Annotated in this window: 13 protein-coding genes; 3 read left to right on the forward strand and 10 right to left on the reverse strand. The window is 60.9% G+C overall.

The window, feature by feature from the left end; genetic code table 11:
• Positions 1-35 precede the first annotated feature (35 nt).
• The 6 genes from BHV64_RS09585 to mazG all read right to left on the reverse strand — a co-directional run bounded on the left by BHV64_RS09585 (position 36) and on the right by mazG (position 7495).
• Positions 36-2990 (reverse strand): TonB-dependent receptor, encoded by a 2955-nt coding sequence (locus tag BHV64_RS09585; RefSeq protein ID WP_288115808.1) that lies wholly within the window; start codon positions 2988-2990, stop codon positions 36-38.
• Positions 2991-3348: 358 nt separating this feature from the next.
• Positions 3349-3792, reverse strand: coding sequence for a DUF4890 domain-containing protein (locus BHV64_RS09590; protein ID WP_229108395.1), 444 nt, complete (start codon positions 3790-3792; stop codon positions 3349-3351).
• Between the two features lie 141 nt (positions 3793-3933).
• On the reverse strand, positions 3934-4695 hold the full coding sequence (locus tag BHV64_RS09595; RefSeq protein ID WP_044054682.1) for a LytR/AlgR family response regulator transcription factor: 762 nt from the start codon (positions 4693-4695) through the stop codon (positions 3934-3936).
• Complete coding sequence (locus tag BHV64_RS09600; RefSeq protein ID WP_015546123.1) at positions 4695-5999, reverse strand: histidine kinase; 1305 nt, start codon at positions 5997-5999, stop codon at positions 4695-4697. Before BHV64_RS09600 ends, BHV64_RS09595 begins: the two co-directional genes overlap by 1 nt.
• Positions 6000-6160: 161 nt before the next feature.
• Entirely contained in the window at positions 6161-6697 is a 537-nt protein-coding gene (locus tag BHV64_RS09605) for a gamma carbonic anhydrase family protein (RefSeq protein WP_022061984.1), read from the reverse strand.
• A 24-nt stretch (positions 6698-6721) separates the two neighbouring features.
• Positions 6722-7495 (reverse strand): nucleoside triphosphate pyrophosphohydrolase, encoded by a 774-nt coding sequence (gene mazG, locus BHV64_RS09610; protein WP_138265445.1) that lies wholly within the window; start codon positions 7493-7495, stop codon positions 6722-6724.
• A gap of 152 nt (positions 7496-7647) precedes the next feature.
• Here mazG and BHV64_RS09615 point away from each other — a divergent pair, with 152 nt between their 5' ends.
• Positions 7648-9807, forward strand: coding sequence for a beta-N-acetylhexosaminidase (locus tag BHV64_RS09615; protein ID WP_217727625.1), 2160 nt, complete (start codon positions 7648-7650; stop codon positions 9805-9807).
• A gap of 3 nt (positions 9808-9810) precedes the next feature.
• Here BHV64_RS09615 and BHV64_RS09620 read toward each other — a convergent pair whose 3' ends face one another.
• Together BHV64_RS09620 and pheT are read right to left on the reverse strand one after the other, a co-directional pair.
• The gene (locus BHV64_RS09620) at positions 9811-10440 is read right to left on the reverse strand and encodes a lysoplasmalogenase (protein ID WP_044053976.1); all 630 of its coding nucleotides are present in this window, start codon (positions 10438-10440) and stop codon (positions 9811-9813) included.
• A gap of 68 nt (positions 10441-10508) precedes the next feature.
• The gene (gene pheT, locus BHV64_RS09625; RefSeq protein ID WP_195285087.1) at positions 10509-12974 is read right to left on the reverse strand and encodes a phenylalanine--tRNA ligase subunit beta; all 2466 of its coding nucleotides are present in this window, start codon (positions 12972-12974) and stop codon (positions 10509-10511) included.
• A gap of 337 nt (positions 12975-13311) precedes the next feature.
• Here pheT and BHV64_RS09630 point away from each other — a divergent pair, with 337 nt between their 5' ends.
• A complete protein-coding gene (locus BHV64_RS09630; RefSeq protein WP_138265441.1) occupies positions 13312-14673 on the forward strand; it encodes a TrpB-like pyridoxal phosphate-dependent enzyme in 1362 nt (453 codons plus the stop codon).
• Positions 14674-14795: 122 nt separating this feature from the next.
• On the opposite strand, the gene BHV64_RS09635 is transcribed toward BHV64_RS09630, so the two are convergent.
• Entirely contained in the window at positions 14796-15701 is a 906-nt protein-coding gene (locus BHV64_RS09635; RefSeq protein ID WP_015546126.1) for a DMT family transporter, read from the reverse strand.
• A gap of 34 nt (positions 15702-15735) precedes the next feature.
• Positions 15736-16899, reverse strand: coding sequence for a diaminopimelate decarboxylase (lysA, locus tag BHV64_RS09640; RefSeq protein WP_015546127.1), 1164 nt, complete (start codon positions 16897-16899; stop codon positions 15736-15738).
• A 117-nt stretch (positions 16900-17016) separates the two neighbouring features.
• On the opposite strand from lysA, the gene lepA reads away from it, so the two are divergent.
• Positions 17017-18807, forward strand: coding sequence for a translation elongation factor 4 (gene lepA, locus BHV64_RS09645; protein WP_015546128.1), 1791 nt, complete (start codon positions 17017-17019; stop codon positions 18805-18807).

The following is an 18807-nucleotide window of genomic DNA, read 5'->3' on the forward strand; positions in this document are numbered from 1 at the left end:
TCTCGTCAACCTGCTCAATCCGGCCCGGGACCGGTTTACCGCGGTCCGTGGAACATCCCCGGAGGAGGTCCGCCCGGCCCGCCGGGTCCCATGCGGCGGGAACCGGAGGAGGACTCGACACCGTCGTAATCCTTTATATTGCGCGAACCCTTCTTGCCGAAACGGCGCAGGTTGTAGTTGAACTGCACCATATAGTAGCGGCCGATGACGCTGTTGGTCGAGTTCTGCGTGTAGCCCGAACCCGTCGAGCGCGAGAAGGCCCGGTTCTGGTTGAAGAGGTCGTTGACGCCGACCATCACTTCGCCGCGCTTGTTCCTGAAGACCTTCTTGCCCAGCCAGACGTTGCACAGGAGGTAATCCTCCGAGTAATCGTTCGTGAAGCCGATATACTGCGAGTAGGCCGCGCTCGCCGTGAAGGTGAAGCCCAGCGGGAAGACCATCTTCAGGTTGCCCTGCGCCGTGTGGTTGAAATAGCGGTTCTTCGACTTGTCCGCGTTCAGCGAGTTGGTGGCCTCGTTGTAGGTGCCGTTCCACGAGAGGGTGAAGTCGACGTTCTCCGAAATGTTGCTGCCCAGCACGGCCCGGAAGTCGTATCCCATATTCTTGGTGTCGTTGCGCTCGCCGCCCGAAATCATACCCGTCGCCGCGTCCACCGTGCCGCCCAGCATGCTGGGGGTCTTGGTGTAGATGACGCCCGCCATGACGTTGAAATTCGATTTGAGGAACCCGATCGGCAGGCCGTAGCTCAAGTGCGTCCGCAACTGCCAGTAACCGTCGAGATTCTCGGTCGTCGAGTAGAAATTGGGCGAATAGGCCTGTCCGTCGATGGTGATGTCACCGGGTCTTTGCACCAGATGCTGGGCCGTGTAATCCAGCGTCGTGTTCATCGAGAACATCCACATGAAGGTTCGGCCCTTTTCGACGTTGGAGTTGGTGTAGTGGAAATTCACCCGGTGCGAGTAGGTCGGCTTCAGGTTCGGATTACCGTGGCTGATGTTTTGGGCGTCCGATACGTCGTAAACGCTTTGCAGGTCGGTGATCGACGGGCTGTCGGTGTAGGACGAGACGAAGAGCCGCAGCGAGTTCTCGCGGTTGATGTTCAGCTGGCCCATCATAAAATAGGTCATGTTGTTGTAGGCGTGCTTGATCTTCTCGGCATCGTCGCGCACGATCTGTCCGTCGAGGGCCGAACGCTGGTAGTAGACGTTGGCGATGAACGTGTTGCGCTCTTTCGAAAAACGGAATCCGGGCCCCACGCTCTGCGTCAGGTAGCCGCTCTCGTAGGAGTTCGACAGCAGGGGATTAAGCACGCCGCCCGTGAAGGTGTCGTCGTCGGTAACGAACGATCGCTTGTCGCGCTCCTGCGAATTGTAGGAAATCCGGTACTGGAGGCTCACCTGCGCGTATTTGGCCACCGGCTCGGTGTAGGTGAAACTGCCGCGCAGGCTGTACGACGACGAGGGGGTCTCGGAGCGCAGGTAGCGCAGGTCGGTGTAGTCAGCGGGATCCCATGCGAGGGGATCGTCGCCTGCGCCGGGACGAACGTCCGAAATGGGCTTGACGTTCGACCACGAATTCGAATTGTTCGTGTTGTCCGAGTAGCTGAACGACCCGTCGAGGGTGATCGTACGGCCATCCTTGCCCAGTTTGGTGCGGTAGACGGCGCTTGTACCTACGTTGTAGCCGTGGCGCAGGGCGTCGCTGAAATTGTCCGTGCGGCTGTAACCGCTCTCTCCGTATTGCCAGCCCAGCGTCTCGCTCCACGGGTCGTTGGACTGGTAGCTGAAACGCGGACGGATCATCAGGTTCTGATTCTCCGAAATCTTCCACTCCAGACGGGCGTTGAACCGGTGGTTGTAGCCCTTCGTGTCGGAATAGCCGTTGGTCGACAGCGTATCGGGGATCATCGGGGCCTCGTACCATTTCTCCACCGTCGAACGGTTCTCGGTATTGGTGTTGTTGAAGAAATAGCTGCCCTGGAACGTCACCTGATTGCGCTTGCCCCACGTATCGGAGTAGTTGACGCCGATGGCGTTGACCGACGCCACGCCGCTCTGCGGGCGCACCATGTAATTGCCCATGCCGCCGCGACGTCCGCCACCGCCGCCCGAGACACCCAGAATGTCCTCGAACGAGAAATTCTGCTGGTTGACGTTGTTGAACAGGCCGATGAATGAAATACGGCTGTCGCCGCTGAACACGTTGGCATTGCCGCCGGCGATGTATTTGAACTTGTCTTCGGTCTCGGTGTCGGCGTCGTAGCCGAATCCGGCGTAGAGCTTGCCGAACTGGCCCTGCCGCATGCCCGGACGGGTGACGATATTGAGCGCCTTGTAGCCCTCGCCGTCGTCCATGCCCGAAAATTCGGCCGCGTCGGAGAGTTTGTTGTAGACCTCCACGCGGTCGACGGCCTCGGCCGGAAGCGACTTGATGGCCGTGGTGACATCCTCGCCGAAGAACTCCTTGCCGTCGACGAAGACCTTCTTGACCGTCTCGCCCTGCGCCTCGACCGTGCCGTCGGTGACGGTGATGCCGGGCATCTTCTTCAGCAGCCCTTCGACATCGGCGTCGGCCACGACCTTGAACGCTCCGGCATTGTAGCTCACCGTGTCGCCCTTCTGCGAGGTGCGCAGCGCCTTGGCCTCCTTGACGACCGTTTCGATCTGCACGCCCGGCTTGAGTTTCAGCAGTCCGAGGCTGACCTTCGAAGCCGAGACCCGGAAGGTCGTGTCGAGGTTGTTATAGCCCAGGAAAGCCACCGAAAGCGAATATTCGCCGTAGGCGAGCGACGGAATAGACACCGCGCCCTTGAAGGCCGAGGTGAAATACTGTTTCTTCTCCGGGGTTTTCACAGGCGTGAGCGTCAGCACCGCTCCGACGACGCTCTCCCCGGTGTCGGCGTCGACGACCGTGGCTGTGACGCCGCCCCTCTGGGCGAATGCCGCGGCGGCGAAAAGCGTCAGCAGGGTAGTCAGTAGTGTTCGTTTCATATCTTCTGTTTGTGTGTATCTCTTTTTCGGCGGCGAACCGGCTGAAAACGCGCGTCCGCTCCGCCCGCCCATGAAGCGGGCTTCTCAAACCCGGGCGCAGAACCGGCCCGATAGCGTTTCCCGTCCCATCCGCCCGTAAGTCGGGCTTCTTAAGCCCGGCGCAGAACCGGCCCGATAGCGTTTCCCGTCCCATCCGCCCGTAAATCGGGCTTCTTAAGCCCGGGCGGCGTTGAAAACGGGCGTAAAGTTAATTCTTTTTATGCTTGTTTTGCGCCCCGCACGGGGCGAATCGGCAAAAAAAGGGCGTCAGTCGACCAAACCGACGCCCCGGCCGTAACAAGCCTCAAGAGACCTAACCTCACTCCTTTCCCTTCTTGTCCTTCTTCGGACAGGGCTTGTCACAGCACTCCTTGCCGCCTCCGCGACGGTCGCCTTTTTTCATCATCTGGGGACCATGACCGCGCTGGCCGGGCCGCGGAGCCTGCATCTGCGACCACTGCACGAACTGTTCGGTCGTCAGGATCGACTTCATCTTTTCGGCCTCGGCCTTGCGCGCCTCCCGCATCTTCTCGCGCATGGCCTGCATCTCCTTGATCTGCTGGAAATTCAGGTTGTAAACCTCCTTGGCCTGCGCATCGGTGAGCTTCAGCTCCTTCTGCATGCGTTCGGTCATGCGCTGCGCCATCTGTTCCACGGTCGGACGCTCCTTGGGAGCGGCGGCCGGCTTGGCCTCCTGTGCGAAAGCGCCCGTTCCCGCCATCAGGCAGAGGGCTGCGGCAACTGCAAAAATCCTCTTTTTCATAATTTTTCGAATTTGGTTGTGCATCACTTTTTTTGTTTTCCGGCAATCCGGTTTCCCGGAGTTCCTGATGCAAAGGTAACGCCAAAACGAAAACCCGGAGCCAGGCCCCGGGTAAAACGGCAGAACGGCGGGGTCAACCGCCTATTCGACAGGGTGAAGCGACCGCAGCCACGCCTTGAATTCGGGAACGCGGGCTTTGGAAATGACGATCCGCTCGGGCGTTTCGACAGTGAGGTGCAGCGTGAGACGGCTCCCGAACCACACGGCGATCTCCTTCACGGCCTGCCGCGCGACGATGAACTGGCGGTTGGCCCGGAAGAATTCGGACTCGGGAAGCAGTCCCTGCAACGCTTCGAGGGTTTTGTCCAGCGGGTAGGCCGCGCCGTCGAAACCGTAGGCCGTGACCTTCTCGTTCGACGTGTAGCAGTAGGCGATCCTGCTGCGGTGCAGCGGGATGATTTTGTCGCGCACGTGCACCAGGAAAACCTCCTCGCGGCGGCTGGCGGCCAGCGTGCGGACCCGCGAGCCGTAATCGCTGCGCTCAACCGACGTGAGGCGGTGCAGCTTGGCCAGCGCACGGCCGACGTCCGAAGCGTTGAGCGGCTTGAGCAGGTAGTCGATGCTGTTGACCTTGAAAGCTTCGAGTGCATACTGGTCGTAGGCCGTCGTGAAGATCACCGGGGCTGCGATCTCCACGGCGTCGAAGATGCGGAACGAATCGCCGTCGGCCAGGTGGATGTCCATGAACAGCAGGTCGGGGTGGGGATTCGAACGGAGCCATTCGACGCTCTCCTCGACGCTCTCGAGCGTCGCCACGATCTCCACGTCGGGAGCCGTCTGCCGCAGAATCGCCGCGAGGTTGCGCGCGGCGGCGGTTTCGTCTTCGATAATCAGGGCTTTCATCATACGGAGGGATTTTGCAGCGGCATGCGCACGGAGAAGGTGGCGCCGTCGTCGACGATTTCGATGTCGCTGCCCGTGATCAGATTCCAGCGGTTGCGCAGGTTCTCCAGCCCGATGCCGGTCGAAGGTTCGGGTTCGAGTTTGGGAACCTTGGGGTTCGACACCACGAGCAGCCCCTCTTCGGTGCGGACCGAGATGTGGAACGGCTTGGTGCGGGTGATCGAATTGTGCTTGACGGCATTGTCGATCAGCGGTTGCAGCGAGAAGGCCGGGAGTTTCCACCCGAGGTATTTCTCGTCGACGTCGATGTCGAAAAAGAGCTTGTCGGCGTAGCGTATCTTGAAAAGGTAGCTGTAAGCCTCCAGGAATTTCAGCTCCTCGTCGAGGGTCATCAGCATGCTCTGGCCGTTCTGGATGATGTAGCGGAACGTGTACGAAAGCTGGTCGATGTAGGTCAGGGCCTTCTGGTCGTGCTTCTCGCGCACGAGCATCGCCAGCGAGTTGAGCGAGTTGAAGAAGAAATGGGGGTTGATCTGCCCGACGAGCATGTTGTAACGCGTGGTGAGGTTTTCGTTCTTGAGCCGCTCGTTCTCGACGACGACGGCCTGCCGCTGGGAAATCAGCACGTAGATGCGCCCGTAGAGCATCGACGCCACCACGGCGAACGAGCATTTGAGCAGCAGCATGTAGTCGAACATCCGCCCGCTCATAAAGTTCAGCCCGATGCGCCCCGTGTGCCACTCCGTGACGGGAGCCACGCAGTAGAGCGCGGCCGCCGCGACGCAGCACCACAGGCAGCGGCGCACGAAGCGCGACATGGAGTAGTTGCGCCTGACGGAGGTGAGGATCGAGAGCATGACGAACGACACGACGAGGTAGTAGAACAGTTGCAGGAGCAGTTCCGTCATCTTCGAAGGCCCGTTGTAAAGTTTGCTGTAATCGAACTCCGCGCCGTTGCGCGTGCGGATTTCCGCCAGCATCGGATGCGCCTTCTCGGAGCGCGGCGGCATCAGGTCCGCGACGATCCGGTCGCCGGGCGCGATCTCCAGCCACCGCATGCGCCGCGTGGGCACGTAGACGCTGTCGCCGTTCTCGTAAACCAGGTACCCGTAGCCGTCGGGGTGGACCGAAAGCACGCCCTCGTCGGGCCGTTCGACGGCTCTCTGGTCGGAAGGGCGGGGCTGGCTGTCGCTGTTCAGGTCCACGAGCATCAGCAGCACGTAGGAGAAATTGACCACCAGGCTGATCGCCACGGCAACCAACAGATTGAGCACCAGATCGGCGTATTTCGATTGCAGTTTCATATAGGGTAGTTATCGCTCTAACTAAAAATTACCGGATTTCGCTTCGGGCGGTCGTAGCCGCCGCCTACGGCGGCTCGGGTCTCTTCCGGGGAGGATCCGGAGCGAGACGGGCCTGCGAACGCGGTTTCCGGCCGCGTCCTGCCGTGCCGCACGGAAACCGGTCACTCTTCCGGCTCGCCGTACCAGGAGGCGTACAGCATATAGTCGTGGGCCGTGCGGCGGATGATCTCCTCGCGCTGCTCCGCAGTCACCTCCTTGACCTTTTTGGCCGGGACGCCCGCATAGACCGAGTTGGGTTCCAGCTGCGCGTTCGAGAGCACCAGCGCGTTGGCCGCGATGATGCACCCCGAGGGGATGCGGGCGTTGTCCAGAAGGGTGGCGCCCATGCCGATCAGGCAGTTGTCGCCGATCACCGCGCCGTGGATGATGGCGTTGTGGCCCACCGAGACGTCGTTGCCGATGATCGTCTGCGAAGGGTGCTTCGCCTTGTCGTAGATGGTGTGGAGCACCACGCCGTCCTGGATGTTCGTGCGGTCGCCGATGACGATCCGGTTCACGTCGCCCCGCAGCACGGCGTTGTACCAGATCGAGCAGTCGCGGCCGATGGTCACGTCGCCCAGAATGACGGCCGTTTCGGCCAGAAAGGTGTTCTCTCCGATCACAGGCTCATGCCCGCGGACTTTTCGTATAAGCGCCATATCTGAATTTCTGATTTTTAATTCTTAATTTCTCTTGGCTTCCTGCCACAGCTCCTCCATCGCGCCGAGCGACATCTCGTGAAGCGTATGTCCTTTTGCCGCAGCGCGTTCCTCCATGTAATTGAAGCGTTGGATGAACTTCTTGTTCGTGCGTTCCAGCGCCGATTCGGGGTCCACGCCGTAGAGGCGGCAGGCGTTGACGAGCGCGAACAGCAGGTCGCCGAATTCGCCTTCGAGGTCGGTCTTGCTGCCCGATTTCATCTCGGCTTCCACTTCGCCCAGCTCCTCGCGGACCTTGTCCCAGACATCCTCCTTCTGCTCCCAGTCGAAACCCGCCCCGGCGGCCTTTTCGCCCATGCGGTAGGCCTTGACCATCGCCGGGAGCGAGCGCGGAACACCGCCCAGCGTGCCGCTCCGGCGGTTCTTCTTGCGGAGTTTCAGCGCCTCCCAGTTCTCCTTGACCTGGTCGGGCGTGTTGGCGTGAATGTCGCCGTAGACGTGAGGGTGGCGGTAGATCAGCTTGTCGCACAGCGCGTCGGCCACGTCGCCGAAATCGAACGCGCCCTCTTCCTCGCCCAGTTTCGAATAGAACACCACGTGCAGCAGCAGGTCGCCCAACTCCTCCTTGATGCCCTCCATATTGTGGTCGGTGATGGCATCGGCCAGTTCGTAAGTCTCCTCGATGGTGTTGCTGCGCAGCGAGTCGAATGTCTGCTCGCGGTCCCAGGGGCACTCGCGGCGCAGGGTGTTCATCACCTCCAAAAGACGGGCCGTGGCCTTCAGACGTTTATCTTCCATGTCGCAAATTATTTTTTCACACCGGGCGCAGAAGCGGAATCTGTCCGTGATTCGCCGCCGTCCGCCCGCTAAAACCGTGGTTTTACTCCGGCAAAGGTAGCACATTCGGCGGAAAAAAAGTAACTTTGCGGGAAACAAAATCCTCACGTCGCATGAAATTACGACTTCTGATCCTCTTGACGACAGCCCTTTGCGGCCTGTGCACCGCCGCGGCGCAACCCGCCCCGGAAAAGACGACGCCCCGCGAAGGGATCTTCACGTTCGGTCCCGGAACGACAATCTCCGCCGACCGCGAACTGGCCTCCCTGGCCGAATACGCCGCCGAATACCTCGGGTGCGGGGTTCGCAACGGCATGGCGGGGGAAGGCTCCGTCGTGCTGACGCTCGACGCCCCGGACGGGGAGCCGTCGGAGGCTTACACCCTCGACATCGCGCCCGACCACATCCAGATCGGAAGTTCCACCTGCGGCGGGGTTTTCAACGGACTGCAACAACTGTTCCGGCTGCTGCCGCCCGAAGTCTACGCCCGCAGGGGGATCGCCCCGGGAACCGGCATCGCCTGCGTCAGGATCGAGGACAAGCCGCGGTTCGGCTATCGGGGGATGATGCTCGACGTGGCGCGGACGTGGATCGGAATGGATGAAGTGAAACGTTATATAGACCTGTTTTCCTACCACAATATCAACAAATTGCATCTTCATCTTTCGGACGACGAGGGGTGGCGCATCGAGATCCTTTCGCACCCTGAGCTGACCGAGATCGGCGGCTTCCGCGGCGGCGACTCGCCCGTGAGGCCCGTATACGGCAAGTGGTCAGAGAAATACGGAGGTTACTTCAAGCAAAGCAAGATGCGCGAGCTGATCCGTTACGCCGCCCTGCGGAATATCGAGATCATTCCCGAAATCGACCTGCCGGGCCACAGCCGCAACATCGCGTCGGTGCATCCCGAAATCCGCTGCAACTATCCGCCCGACACCGTGTCGACCAACGGTTACGACTACCGTTCGGCATGGTGCGTGGCCCGGGAGGAGAATTACGCGCTGCTGGGCGACATTCTGGGCGAACTGTGCGAGCTGTTCCCCTCGGAGTACATCCACGTGGGCGGCGACGAGGTCGACATGTCGCAGTGGGAGCGGTGTCCCGACTGCCGGGCGCTGATGAAACGGGAGGGGATGACCGACCCGCACCGGCTGGAGGACCTCTTCATGGAGCGCATGGCCGCAATCCTCCGTTCGCACGGCAAACGGCCCGCCGTGTGGAACGAGGCCGTGCGCACGGGAGCCTTCGCCCGGGAGTGCCGCGTGCACGGCTGGGAGAGCGTCAAGGCCTGTCTCGACGCCACGGCGAAGGGTTACCGCACCGTCGTGATGCCGGGCCAGTACTTCTATTTCGACATGCGCCAGTCGCCCCGCGAGGACGGGCACGACTGGGCGGCGATCTTCGACGCCAAAAAGGTCTACGGCTTCGGCTTCACGGAGTTCAGCCCCGAACAGATGCGCAACGTCGAGGGGTTGCAGGGGGCGTTTTTCAGCGAAGCCTACGTCTCGCACGAGCCGGAAAAGCCCGACTACCTCGACTACATGCTCTTTCCGCGCGTCTGCGCCCTCGCACGCATCGCCTGGAGCGGCAACGCCGAAGGGTGGGACGCCTATTACGAGGAGTTGAAAGGAAAACATTACGACCGGATGGCGGCCATGGGCATCCGGTTCCGGCTCTTCCCGCCGAAGGTCGGCTACGGCGACGGCGCGTTCACCGCTTCGGCGGACGACGGCTCCGCGATTTACTACCTTATGGACGGCTCTCCGGAAGAACACCCTTACACGGCTCCGGTCCGCACCGGGAAACCGCATCTCTACCGCTTCTATTCGCGCTACGGCACCGCCCGCAGCCCCTACGTGGCCGACAAGTCCCGCTGGCGGACCATTACGCCCGCCGTGGCGATCACGACCTCGATGGGCGAGAGCGCGAAGTTCCCCTATGCCAACGCCGAGAGCTACAAGGGCCTTTCGCGTACGCGCCGCGCCTGCCGGCAGCAGGATTGGATACGCTACACGTTCAGCGAGCCGGTGAGGTGCCGCGAAATGTATTTGCAGACGGGAAACCGCCAGCTGCCGAAGACGATCGTGACGACGGGTTACGCCGAGGTGTCGTACGACGGCGCGACGTTCGAGCGGGCGGGAGAGTTGGAGATGGGAAGCATCACGCTGCGCCCCGGGCGTCCGGTGAAGGCCGTGCGGATCGTCTCGACGTGCGACGACAACGGCACGCCCTACGTCACAATCCAGCCGCCGCAGGTGAAACCGGCGCTGTAAGCGTCAGTTCCGGGCCGCGGTTTTGAAGGCGAAGCGGAAAAAGAGGTATTGCGCGAGGTAGTAGGTGATCATAACGATCCAGGTCCGGGCCGGAACCGGTCCGATGAAGCGGTTCCAAGCGATCACCGCGTCGGAAAAGACGAACAGCAGGGCCGCACACCTGAATCCGGCGGCGCATGCCCCGTCGTACTGGAGCGCGCTATAAAGCATTGCGGCGATGACCAGCCCGTAGACGGCGACGCCGATGCGTTCGGCCGGAAACGGGGCCTCGGGGACGATGGCGGCGAAAAGGAAGACGAGCAGCGGGACAGTGACGGCCAGCGAAACCGCACGGAGCCTGCGCCGCGCCCGGGGCAGGAACCAGCACACATAGGCGGCGTGCGCCAGCGCAAAGAAGGCCATCTGGGGAATGAACAACCCCCTGGCGCCCACGGCATCCCCGGCGGCGGAAAACAGGAAGGCGAACCCGAACGGGAGCAGTTCCCGGCGCCGCGACAGGAAGGTCGCCAGGGACAGCAGCAGGACGGGCCAAGCGACCTTATAGGGAAGCGCGGCGGCTTTGGTAAAGAACAGCACGGCTCCCGCAACGAAGAACAGGGTCGTCCACGCAAATATTCTGGAAAATCGTCGCATCGGCGTATTTTAAGGAAGACCGCCCGGCTCCGATGGGGCCGGGCGGTCTTTCGGTTGCTGAAATTTCGTCAGGCCCGGACCTGCGCGCCGCATTTCTGCTCGAACTGCCGGGTGAGGTTCGCCATCACACGCTCAATGGTCCGCTCGTCCAGCGTGCGGGTCTTGTCCTCCAGAATGAAGCTCAAAGCGTAGGATTTCTTGCCCTCGGGAAGCTTGTCGCCCTCGTAGACATCGAACAGCGAGACGCTTTTCAGCAGCTTGCGCTCGGCGGCGAAGGCTGCGTCGCGCAGCGAGGAGAAGGTCACGGACTTGTCCACCAGCAGCGCCAGATCGCGTCTGACCTCGGGGAATTTCGACAGTTCCCCGGCGGCAATCTTCAGCTTCTTCGTGGATTTCGCAAGGGCCTCGAAATTCATCTCCAGATAGTACACATCCTGCTTGACATCGGTACGGCGGCGGATTGCGGCGGCCACGGAGCCGATCTGCAACAACTGTTTGCCATTGAGCGACAGCGTGAGGCCCTCGCTGAAAAGATCGCTTTCGAGCGTCTCGGCCTTCAGCGCGTAGATGTCGACGCCGAAGCGGCGGAGCAGTTTCTCGGCGACTGCGCGCAGGGTGAAGAACGACGCCTTCACGGGCTTCGCATTCCACGACTGCGGCGTCGAGACGCCCGTGACGGCGATGGCGAGGCGGTACTCCTCGGAGTAGGCCGCCAGGCGGTTTTCGTCCGTGCGCTTCGACTCGTCGTAGAAATAGCAGTTGCCGAACTCGTAGAGGCAGAGATCGCCGTTGCGGCGGTTGGCGTTCAGACCGACGGCCTCCAGCATGTTGAACAGCAGCGTCTGGCGCATCACGTTCAGGTCGGCGCTCAACGGGTTGAGAATACGCACGCAACGCTCGGCGGGACAGGAGGTCAGGCCCTCGTAATAGGCGGCTTTCGTCAGCGAGTTGGACATGATCTCGGTAAACCCGTTGGCCGTGAGGAAATCGGCCGCGAGGTTCATCAGACGGTTGCGGTCGGGTTTCGGCGCATAGGAGAGCGTCGAACGGACCTGCGTGGGGATTTCGACGTTGTTGTAGCCGTAGATGCGCAGGATGTCCTCCACGAGGTCGGCTTCGCGCTGCACGTCGACACGGTAGGGCGGCACGGCGACCGTCAGCACGCCGTCTTTCTCGGCGAGGATCTTCACCTCCAGCGCCGCGATGATCGTGCGGACGACCGTTTCGGGAATCTCCTTGCCGATCAGCGCGTTGACCCTTGCCAACGAGATGTCGAAGACGAAATCCCCGATCGGCTCCGGATAGATGTCCGTGATGCCGCTGGAGATCGTACCCCCGGCCAGCTCCTTCATCAGCAGGGCGGCGCGCTTGGCGGCGTAGACCTGCATGTTGGGGTCGATGCCGCGCTCGAAGCGGAACGAAGAGTCGGTATTCAGGCCGAAACGCTTGGCCGTCTTGCGTACCCACACGGGGTTGAAATAGGCGCTCTCGATAAATACGTCGGTCGTGGTGTCGCTCACGCCCGAGTCCAGTCCGCCGAAAACGCCGGCGATGCACATGGGACGCTCGGCCGAGCAGATCATCAGGTCCTTGTCCGTGAGTTTGCGCTCCACGCCGTCCAGCGTCACGAAGGGCGTGCCCTCGGCGCAGGTGCGGACCACGACTTCGCGGCCCTCGATCTTCGCGGCGTCGAAGGCGTGCAGGGGCTGGCCCAGCTCGAACAACACGAAATTGGTGATGTCGACCAGATTGTTCTTGGGATTGATGCCCGCGGCGCGCAGGCAGTTCTGCATCCACTCGGGCGACGGACCGATCTTGCAGCCCGTGACCGTAACGCCGGCATAGCGGGGCGCGGCCTCGGGATTTTCGACGCGGACCGCCACCTCCAGGTCGTGATTGTCGGGAGCGAAAGCCGAAACATCGGGCAGTTTCACTTCGGCATTTTCGCCGCGGCTCTTCAGGTAAGCGGCCAGATCGCGCGCCACGCCGATGTGCGAAGCGGCGTCCACACGGTTGGGCGTGAGTCCGATCTCGATCAGGTAGTCGTCCTCGACATGCAGGTATTCCCTGGCCTCCATGCCCACGGGGGCGTCGGCCGGAAGTTCCATGATGCCGTCGTGCGAAGACCCGATGCCCAGCTCGTCCTCGGCGCAGAGCATTCCGAGCGACTCCACGCCGCGGATCTTCGAACGTTTGATCTTGAACTCCTCGTCGCCGCCGTCGGGGTAGAGCACCGCGCCGACCGTGGCGCAGAGGACTTTCAATCCGGCCCGGCAGTTCGCGGCGCCGCAGACGATCTGCAACGGCTCGGCGGCTCCCACGTCCACCGCGGTGACGTGCAGGTGGTCCGAATCGGGGTGATCGGCACAGGTCACAACCTCGCCGACGACAACGCCCCGAAGGCCGCCTTTCACGGTTTCGATCTTCTCGAAGCCTTCGACTTCGAGGCCGATGTCCGTCAGGATTTCAGCGATCTTTTCGGCCGGAAGATCGGTCGCGATATAACGTTTGAGCCAGTTATACGAAATATTCATATCGTTAAGTTTTGAATTTGCGGATAATCATGCAAAAATATAAATTTTTCCGCAAAGTACGGTAAAAATTCCTTACATATATAGGTGTCGAAAATAATTCGTAAAAAATTTGCATTTTACGAACCGACCGCATATATTTGCAGAAACAAAGCTGAAAGATGATCCGCAATTTCAACATACAGGCATGGTGGTGGCGCTCGTTGACTCTCGTGAACAATGAGTGCGGAACCGCGCGTGTATAGTTGAACCCCGAAAAATACACAAGCCCGTTGTTTACGAAAAGTAAGCAGCGGGCTTTTTCTTTTGCACATTTCAAATTCAAAAACCGATACCCATTATGAAAACGAAAAAATTCTGCCTCACCGAAAAACAGATGCCCACGCAATGGTACAACATCGTAGCCGACATGCCCAACAAACCGCTCCCGCCGCTGCACCCCGGAACGAAAAAGCCCGTCACGAAGGAGCAGATGTCGGCGATCTTCGCCGAGGAACTGATCGACCAGGAGATGTCGACCGAGCGTTACATCGACATTCCCGAGGAGGTGCAGGAGATTTACAGGATATGGCGCCCGACGCCGCTCGTGCGCGCAACGGGGCTGGAAAAGGCCCTCGGAACGCCCGCGAAGATCTTTTTCAAGAACGAAAGCGTGTCGCCCGCGGGTTCGCACAAGCCCAACACCGCCGTGCCGCAGGCCTACTACAACTACAAACAGGGCATCAAGCACCTGACCACCGAGACCGGCGCCGGACAGTGGGGCGCGTCGATCGCCTTCGCGGCCAAGCACTTCGGCATCGACCTCCAGGTATTCATGGTCAAGGTCAGCTACGACCAGAAGCCCTACCGCCGCCTGATGATGAACACGTGGGGCGCGGAGTGCGTGGCGTCACCCTCGACGCTGACCGAATCGGGCCGTGCGGCGCTGGAGCGCGATCCGCACTGTTCGGGAAGCCTCGGGCTGGCCATTTCCGAGGCCGTGGAGATGGCTTTGCGCCGTCCGGAAGACACGCGCTACTGCCTGGGAAGCGTGCTGAACCATGTGGTTCTGCACCAGACGGTCATCGGCCAGGAGGCCGTGACGCAGATGGAGATGGCCGACGCCGAGCCGGACATGGTGATCGGATGTTTCGGAGGCGGCAGCAACTTCGCGGGCATCGGCTTCCCGTTCCTGCGGAAGAATTTCGCCGAGGGGAAGAAGATACGCGTGATCGCCGTGGAGCCTGAAGGATGCCCGAAACTCACCCGCGGCGAATTCCAGTACGACTTCGGCGACGTGGCGGGATTCACGCCCCTGATCCCGATGTACACGCTGGGCCACGATTTTCAGCCGTCGGACATTCACGCCGGGGGATTGCGCTACCACGGAGCCGGCTCGATCGTCAGCCAGCTGATGAAGGACGGGCTGATCGAGGCGCAGTCGATGCCGCAGGTCGAGACCCTCGCCGCAGGCGTTCTGTTCGCCCAGACCGAGGGCATCATCCCGGCTCCGGAGTCGACGCACGCCATCGCCGCGACGATCCGCGAAGCGCTGAAAGCCAAGGAGGAAGGCGTGTCGAAAACCATCCTGTTCAACCTCTCGGGCAACGGCGTGATCGACCTCTACGCCTACGAGCAGTATCTGGCCGGAGCGTTGAAGGACTTCTCGCCGAGCGATGAGGAGATCCGCAAGACGATCAACCAGTTGGAGCATCTTATCTGAAGCTGCGCTCAAAATAGGAGAAGCGAGACTTTCGGGTCTCGCTTTTTGTTTTGCGCCGGAGGTGCAGAACGGGGCGGGAGACCAGAGGGACATTCCATCGCCCCCCCCCTAAAACTCGCTTCTTAAGCGGGGCGGGAACCGAGCCAGAGGAAGAACATGCCGACGAGGATAAAGGCCAGGTCGACGGCCTTCGAGCGCAGGTTGCGCTCGCGGAACAGCACCGCGCCGCAGAGAAACGACACCACGACCGAGCCGCGGCGGACCATCGAGACCACGGAGATCATGGCGTCCGGATCGCGCAGGGCGAACAGGTAGGCGAAGTCGGCCAGCGAAAGGAACACCGAGATCAGCGGAATGGCCCAGCTCCAATGAAACGGGGTGGTGGCGTGCCGCCGGGGCCACCAGAGGATGCCGACCACGACGGACATCATCCCGAGCTGGTAGAGGTTATACCAGCTCTGCACGAAAACCGGGTCGAGGCGCGCCATGATATATTTGTCGTACAGCCCGCTGACGGCGCCCGTCACGGCCGCCAGGGCGATGAACAGAATCCAGAGGTTATGGGTGAAGACGACCCCTTCGCGGCGGCTCGAACGGCTCAGCAGGAAGAGCGACACGAGGGCCAGCGCAACGCCGGTCCACTGGTAGGCGTTGAGACGCTCGCCGAAGATCACGAATGCCCCGACGAGCACCATAACGGGGCGCGTGGCGTTGATCGGCCCGACGATGGTGATCGGGAGGTGCTTCATGCCGAAGTAACCGAAAATCCACGAAGTGAGCACGATGGCCGATTTCAGAACGACCAGGGCGTGGGCCTCCCATGTGCCGGGAGCCGTCGCCAGCAGGGTATGGTCGAACCATCCGAGGCCGAACTCCGCCGAGAGGATCGCGGGCAGGAAGAACAGCGTCGAAAAGAGCGTGTTGAGCAACAGCACGGGCAGCACGGCGTTGCCGGTGAGGGCCTTTTTCTTAGCCGCATCGTAGAAGCCGAGCAGCGCCGCCGAGGTGAATGCCAAAGTGAGCCACATAGCGATGAGGAAAGGCGGCCGGAGCCGCCTTTATCTATTTGATTTCGTCGCTGTAAACGGCGCCGGGAAGATCGTGGAGGTTGTAGCGCGAAGCCATCGACATGCCGTAGGCCCCGGCCGACTTGATGGTCAGCAGGTCGCCCCGATGCGTGCGGCGCAGGGTGACGTTCTCGTCGAAAACGTCCGTCGATTCGCAGGCCGTGCCGACAACCGTGTATTTCTCGCGCACCTCGTCGTCCTTGGCCGTGATGTTCTCGATGTTGTGGTACGAACCGTACATCGCCGGGCGGACCAGCTCGGTCATCGAAGCGTCGACGATCACCAGCTTGCGGCCCGTGGCGGTGGTCTTGTTGAACAGCACCGTCGTGATCAGCTCGCCGCATTCGGCGACGATCGAACGCCCGAACTCGAAGTGCACCTCGCGGTCGCCGATGCGCAGGTGGTTGTGGACGATCGAGAACAGCGACGCGAAGTTGGGGATCGGCTCGTTCTCGGGAACGTCGTAGTTGACGCCCAGGCCGCCGCCCACGTCGACGAAACGGAACTTGCAGCCCAGTTTTTCGAGGTTCTCGACGATGACGTTGACCTTGTTGCACATGTTCTCGAAGACATGCAGCTCGCGGATCTGCGATCCGATGTGCAGGTGCAGTCCGATGATGTTGACGTTTTTGAGCGACCGGATCTCCGCGGCGTGCTCAAGCACTTCCTCGTAGGAGATGCCGAACTTGCTGTCCGCCTGGCCCGTGTCGATGCAGTGGTTGGTCTTGGGGTCGATGTCGGGGTTGATGCGCAGCGCGATGTCGGTCACCTTGCCCGCCTCGGCCGAAAGGGCGTCGACCAGCTCCAGTTCCTGAATCGACTCGCAGTTGATGGCCAGAATGTTCTGCTCGATGGCGTATTTCAGCTCCTTGTCGCGTTTGCCCACGCCCGCATAGACGATGCCCTTGGGGTCGAATCCGGCCTCGACGGCCTTGCGCAGCTCGTTGCCCGAGGCGCAGTCGATGCCCAGCCCGTATTCGCGGATGACCGCCAGCAGATGGTCGTCGTAGTTGGCCTTGATGGCGTAGTGGACCTTGTAGCCGTATTTCTTCGACTCGTAAACGACGCTTTCGAGGGTCTGGCGCAACAGCGCCATGTCATAGAGGTAGAACGGGGTCTCATAGCCCCGGAGTTTGGATGCGATTTGTCTGCTTAACATCTTTAACCTAACTTGTTGAAGTCGCAAATATAAGCAATTTGTGCCATTCCGGCAAACGGAAGCCCTCCGATATATTCAAAAATTTATGTATATTTGCCGAAGATTTTACCCTTATATATGAAAAACATCCGAAATTTCTGCATCATAGCCCACATCGACCACGGCAAATCGACACTCGCAGACCGTCTGCTGGAGAAGACCAACACGCTCAACCAGCGCGAAATGCAGTCGCAGGTGCTCGACGACATGGACCTCGAACGCGAAAAGGGAATCACCATCAAGAGCCACGCCATCCAGATGGAGTACACGGCCCGCGACGGACAGCGGTACACGCTCAACCTGATCGACACCCCGGGACACGTCGACTTCTCGTACGAAGTGTCGCGCGCAATCGCCTCGTGCGAAGGGGCGCTGCTGGTGGTCGACGCCACGCAGGGCATTCAGGCGCAGACGATTTCGAACCTCTACCTCGCCGTGGGGCACGACCTGGAGATCATCCCCGTGCTGAACAAGATCGACATGGATTCGGCGATGATCGACGAGGTGAAGGATCAGGTGATCGACCTCATAGGATGCAGGGAGGAGGATATTCTGCTGGCATCGGGCAAGACGGGACTGGGCGTCGAAGAGGTGTTGGAAGCGATCGTAAACCGCATTCCCGCTCCCACGGGCGACGAGAGCGCGCCGTTGCAGGCGCTGATCTTCGACTCGGTGTTCAACCCCTTCCGCGGGATCATCGCCTATTTCCGCGTCTTCAACGGCACGCTGCGCAAGGGCGACCACGTGAAGTTCTTCAACACGGGCAGCGAGTACGACGCCGACGAAATAGGCGTGCTGAAACTCAAGATGCAGCCCCGGCAGGAGATCAGGGCCGGGGACGTGGGGTATATCTGCTCGGGGATCAAGACCTCGTCGGACGTGAAGGTCGGCGACACGATCACCTCGGTGACCAACCCCGCCAAAGAGGCCATCGCCGGATTCGAGGACGTGAAGCCGATGGTCTTCGCGGGCGTCTACCCGGTGGAGGCCGACCAGTACGAGGACCTGCGCGCGTCGCTCGAAAAATTGCAGCTCAACGACGCTTCGCTCACGTTCGAGCCGGAAAGCTCGCTGGCGCTCGGATTCGGGTTCCGCTGCGGATTCCTCGGGCTGCTGCACATGGAGATCATTCAGGAGCGGCTGTACCGCGAATTCGACATGGACGTCATCACGACCGTGCCCAACGTGTCGTACCGCATCACCACGACGCAGGGCGACGTGGTCGAGGTGCACAACCCCTCGGGACTGCCCGAGGTGACGAAGATCGACAAGATCGAGGAACCCTACATCCTCGCGCAGATCATCACCAAGTCGGAGTTTCTGGGCAACGTCATCAAACTCTGCATCGACAAGCGCGGGGTGATGAAGAACCAGACATTCATCACGCAGGACCGCGTGGAGGTCAACTTCGACATGCCCCTCTCGGAGATCGTCTTCGACTTCTACGACAAGCTCAAGAGCATCTCGAAAGGATACGCCTCGTTCGACTACCACCGCACGGGATTCCAGCCCTCGAAACTCGTCAAGCTCGACATCCTGCTCAACGGGGAGCCGGTCGACGCCCTCTCGTCGCTCACCTACACGGACCACGCCTACGATTTCGGACGCAAGATGTGCGAAAAGCTCAAGGAGCTGATCCCCCGCCAGCAGTTCGACATCGCCATACAGGCCGCCGTCGGCGCCAAGATCATCGCACGCGAAACGGTCAAGGCCGTGCGCAAGGACGTGACGGCGAAGTGCTACGGCGGAGATATTTCGCGTAAGCGCAAGCTGCTCGAAAAACAGAAGAAGGGCAAGAAGCGCATGCGCCAGATCGGTAACGTCGAAGTTCCCCAGTCGGCATTCCTCGCCGTGCTGAAAATGGATTAA

It is taken from the genome of Alistipes sp. 56_sp_Nov_56_25, from assembly GCF_001915285.1.
GTDB lineage: Bacteria > Bacteroidota > Bacteroidia > Bacteroidales > Rikenellaceae > Alistipes > Alistipes shahii.